4 protein-coding genes are annotated in these 4,287 nt (G+C 59.3%); all 4 read left to right on the top strand.

Going from position 1 to position 4,287, the window contains the following annotated elements:
* A partial coding sequence (locus tag ABYM29_RS14965) for a Gfo/Idh/MocA family oxidoreductase (RefSeq protein ID WP_372865594.1) occupies positions 1-526 on the top strand: 526 nt, incomplete at its 5' end.
* Positions 523-1,875, top strand: a complete 1,353-nt coding sequence (locus ABYM29_RS14960) for an NRAMP family divalent metal transporter (protein ID WP_372865592.1) — start codon at positions 523-525, stop codon at positions 1,873-1,875. The genes ABYM29_RS14965 and ABYM29_RS14960, both read left to right, overlap by 4 nt.
* A 1-nt stretch (position 1,876) precedes the next feature.
* Positions 1,877-2,956 (top strand): Gfo/Idh/MocA family protein, encoded by a 1,080-nt coding sequence (locus ABYM29_RS14955; protein WP_372865591.1) that lies wholly within the window; start codon positions 1,877-1,879, stop codon positions 2,954-2,956.
* A 220-nt stretch (positions 2,957-3,176) separates the two neighbouring features.
* On the top strand, positions 3,177-4,287 hold a 1,111-nt coding region (locus tag ABYM29_RS14950; RefSeq protein WP_372865590.1), incomplete at its 3' end, for a SulP family inorganic anion transporter.

Genomic DNA, 4,287 nt, shown 5'->3' with positions numbered 1-4,287 from the left:
CCCGATAGAGGTGGAAGACGAGGCGATGGCGTTTTTCCACTATGCCAATGGCGCCACCGGGACCTTTGTCGGGTCCACCGGAGAGGCGCCGGGCTTTAACCGCCTGGAAATTGTCGGCGATAAAGCCAGCCTGAGCTTTGATGGCGATCGCCTGTTGCTGCATAAAAATTCTCCGGCGAGCTCAAGCTTCTGCAAGCAAACGCGGGATATGTTCGGTATGCCGGAACTGGAAGTCAGCGATATCACCCCGCGAGCGACACCGGTGAATCAGCACGCCGCCATTCTGAATAATTTTGTCGATGCCATTGCACGCGGCGCGCCACTGATTGCGCCGGCAGAGGAGGGGCTGAAGTCGCTGGGTTTGGCCAATGCCATCTTGATGTCGCATTGGCGCGGCGAGCCAGTGAGCTGCCCGCCTGAGTCTGCCGCCTATCAACAGCTTCTGGACAGTAAAATCGCCGCCTCTTCGCTGCGGGAAAAACAACACATCGACGTCGATATCGATATCAATAAGAGCTTCCGATGACTGATGCACAACTGCTAGACGCCATTGCACGACAGCCCGCACCGAGTCGCGCCTGGCAATACTTGAGACTGAGCGGGCCGGGCTGGTTGCAGGGCGCGATGACCCTGGGCGGCGGCTCGGCGATTACCTCGCTGACCATCGGTGCGGTATATGGCTATGAACTGCTATGGGTGCAACCGGTGTCGATGTTGATCGGCTGCATTATGTTATTTGCCCTGTCGCATCAGACCCTGTCCACCGGCGAGCGGCCCTATCAGGCCTTTCGCAAACATGTGCACCCTGGCTTGGCCTGGCTTTGGGCGGTGTCGGCGCTGCTGTCGAGCATTATCTGGGGCTTTTCGCACTACCCCTTAAGTGCCGGTATGGCCGAGGAATTGATCAGTGTGGTCAGCGGTTTCGATATCCGCGAGCAGGGCGGTGTGGGGCGCGAGCTCTACCTCTTTGCCCTGGCTATCGGTGTGTGGGGGATGTGCGCCACCACTGCCTGGCACTACGGCAAGGGGGGCAAAACCGTCTTTCTTTTTGAAAACATCGTCAAGATACTGTCGGCCACCATTGTCGTGTGTTTTGCCTGGGTGGTCGTGGAGTCCAGCCTGCGCGGCCAAGTGGACTGGGGGGCGGTTGCCCGCGGCTATATTCCGTCCAGTCTGCCCAGTGACAGCGAGGGCCTGATGACGGTGATGGCGGCGCTCGGCACCGCGGTGGGCATCAATATGACCTTTGTCTATGGCTATACGATGCTGAATCGCCACTGGGGCCGCGCCCATCGCGAGCTGGCGCGCTACGATATTCTGGTGGGGCTGGTGTTGCCGTATTTGCTGGTCACCGGGCTGATGTCGATCGCCGCCGCCGCTGTGCTGTTTGGCGGCGAGGTGACGGTCAGTGGGCGCTTGAACCCGGCAACGGCCACCCGGCTGTTTGCCGAAGCCGGTATCAGTGAGCTGAGCTCGCGGTTGATATTCAGCCTGGGTATTCTCGGCATGGCCATCGGCTCGCTGGTGATGCACATGCTGTGCTGCGGATCGGCAATGGCCGAACTGTTTGGCTGGCAGCACCAGTCGCGCAAATACCAGTGGGCGCTGTTGCTGCCCACGCCGGCGGTGCTGGGGGTGTTTTTGTGGTCGAGCATGGGCCCCTATGTCATTTTACCGACCTCGGCGATCTGCGGTTTTCTGTTGCCGGTGGCCTATCTCGGCTGGTTAATGCTGAACAATAATCGCGCCTACCTCGGTGACGATATGCCGCAGGGCCGGCGGCGCCTTGTTTTCAATGCGGCCATGCTGCTGTGTATCGCCACAGTATTGGCCAGTGTGGTGTACACCACTGTCGTAAAGCTGAGTGGAGGCTGAGGTGAGCAATATTAAAGATGGGGCCAATTATGCGCCCTCTGCCGATATCGACGCGGTGGTGAAGCCGGGCGAATTTCAGTTTGCCGCCGCCTTTTTGGATCACGGGCATATTCTCGGGCAGTGCCGCGGTTTGTGCGATGCCGGCGCTGAGCTGACGATGGTTTATGAACCCAATCCGGAGCGCTTGCGCTGGTTTCTCGAACACTTCCCCAAGGCAAAACCGGTGGCGGACTTTCAGGCTATTCTCGACGATCCGGCGGTTCAGCTGGTCGCGTCGGCAGCGATTCCCTATCGCCGCGCGGAGATAGGTATGCAGGTGCTGCGCGCTGGCAAGGATTATTTTACTGATAAATCGCCGTTTACCAGCTTGGAACAGCTCGACGAGGTCAGGCAGTTGGTGGCGACCAGCGGTCAGAAGTATATGGTGTATTACGCTGAGCGCTTGCACAACGACGCGGCGTGGATGGCGGGTGAGTTAATTGCCGAGGGCGCCATCGGTCGGGTGTTGCAAGTGGTCAATCTGGCGCCGCATCGACTGGCGGCGGCGAGCCGCCCCGATTGGTTTTTTGACAAGCGCTGTTATGGCGGCATTCTGACCGATATCGGTTCGCACCAGGTCGAGCAGTTTTTGACCTATGCCGGCTGTCGCGATGCCAGCATTAATTTTGCCCGCGTGGAAAACTTTAATAACCCCGAATATCCGCAGCTGGAGGATTTCGGCGAGCTGTCACTGACCGGTGATAACGGCGCGTCGTTTTACAGCCGGGTGGACTGGTATACGCCAGAGGGGCTGCCAACCTGGGGTGATGGCCGAACCTTTATCGTCGGCACCGAGGGCACGCTGGAGCTGCGTAAATATCTGGATCTGGCGCGGCGCGCCCCCGCCTCGCTACTGATAAAAGTCGATGGCAAAGCCGTTGACGAGCGGGAATGCCTGGGGCGTTCGGGTTTTCCCTTCTTTGGCCAATTGATTCTGGATTGCTTGCAGCGCAGCGAGCACGCCATGACTCAGGAGCACTGCTTTAAAGCGGCCGAGTTGAGTATGGCGGCGCAACGCCTGGCCGATCAGCGCCGCGGTTGATCGCGCGGCGAGGCGTTCGTTGCCCGCGTTGAACAGCCTCGCTGCCGTCAATATTTTCCTGTCGATGCGACTTATCCCCAGAGATGCCGGCACTCGCCGCCGGCCTTTGCCTGTATAATCCCCTGCCTAAAATTCGCTCGGGCCACGGCGGCCCGCTCCCTGGTCGTGACGCGGGCGTCACTGGCCGCCCTGAATTCACCTGCAAGTAATTGAGTCGTTCATGTTATTACTATCGAAAAAAGAAGACTGGCTCGGCAATATCCGCGCCGACATCCTCGCCGGCCTAGTGGTGGCGCTGGCGCTGATCCCCGAGGCGATAGCCTTTTCCATCATCGCCGGAGTTGACCCCAAGATTGGCCTGTACGCGTCGTTTTGTATCGCCGTGGTGATCGCCATTGTCGGCGGCCGGCCGGGGATGATCTCGGCAGCCACCGGCGCCATGGCGCTGTTGATGGTCACCCTGGTCAAGGAGCACGGCCTGCAGTACCTGCTGGCGGCCACGCTGCTCTGCGGGCTGTTACAGATCATTGCCGGTTATTTGCAGTTGGGCAAGCTGATGAGCTTTGTGTCGCGCTCGGTGGTCACCGGCTTCGTCAACGCGCTGGCGATCCTGATCTTTATGGCGCAGTTGCCCGAGCTGACCAATGTCAGCTGGCATGTCTATGCGATGACCGCGGCGGGCCTGGGGATTATTTACCTGTTCCCACTGTTGCCCAAGGTCGGCAAGGTAATTCCCTCGCCGCTGGTGTGTATTCTGACTCTGACCGCCTTCAGTCTGTTGGTCGGTTTGGACATTCGCACCGTTGGCGATATGGGCGAGCTGCCCGATACCCTGCCGATCTTCCTGTGGCCAGACGTGCCGCTGAACTGGGAAACCCTGCAGATTATCTTCCCCTACTCGGCCGCGCTGGCGGTGGTGGGTCTGCTGGAGTCGCTGATGACCGCGACCATTGTCGACGACCTGACCGATACCTCCAGTGACAAGAATCGCGAGTGCAAAGGCCAGGGTATTGCCAATATCTTCTCCGGTCTGCTCGGCGGTATGGCCGGCTGTGCGATGATCGGCCAGTCGGTGATCAACGTGAAATCCGGTGGTCGCGGCCGTCTGTCGACGTTTTTTGCCGGTGCCATGCTGCTCACCATGGTGGTGTTTCTCAGCGACTGGGTGTCGCGCATCCCCATGGCGGCGCTGGTCGCGGTGATGATTATGGTGTCAATTGGTACCTTTAACTGGGCGTCGATTAAAGGTCTTAAAAGCAATCCGCTGTCGGCCAATATTATTATGCTGGCCACCGTGGCGGTGGTGGTGTGGACCCACAACCTGGCCTTTG

It is taken from the genome of Spongiibacter sp. (assembly GCF_041602295.1).
GTDB lineage: Bacteria > Pseudomonadota > Gammaproteobacteria > Pseudomonadales > Spongiibacteraceae > Spongiibacter.
This window is presented reverse-complemented; position numbering and strand designations above follow the sequence as displayed.

Bases quoted from the DNA above. Each gene is read 5' to 3' on its own strand.
- ABYM29_RS14960 (WP_372865592.1), top strand. From the start codon at position 523: ATGACTGATGCACAACTGCTAGACGCCATTGCACGACAGCCCGCACCG.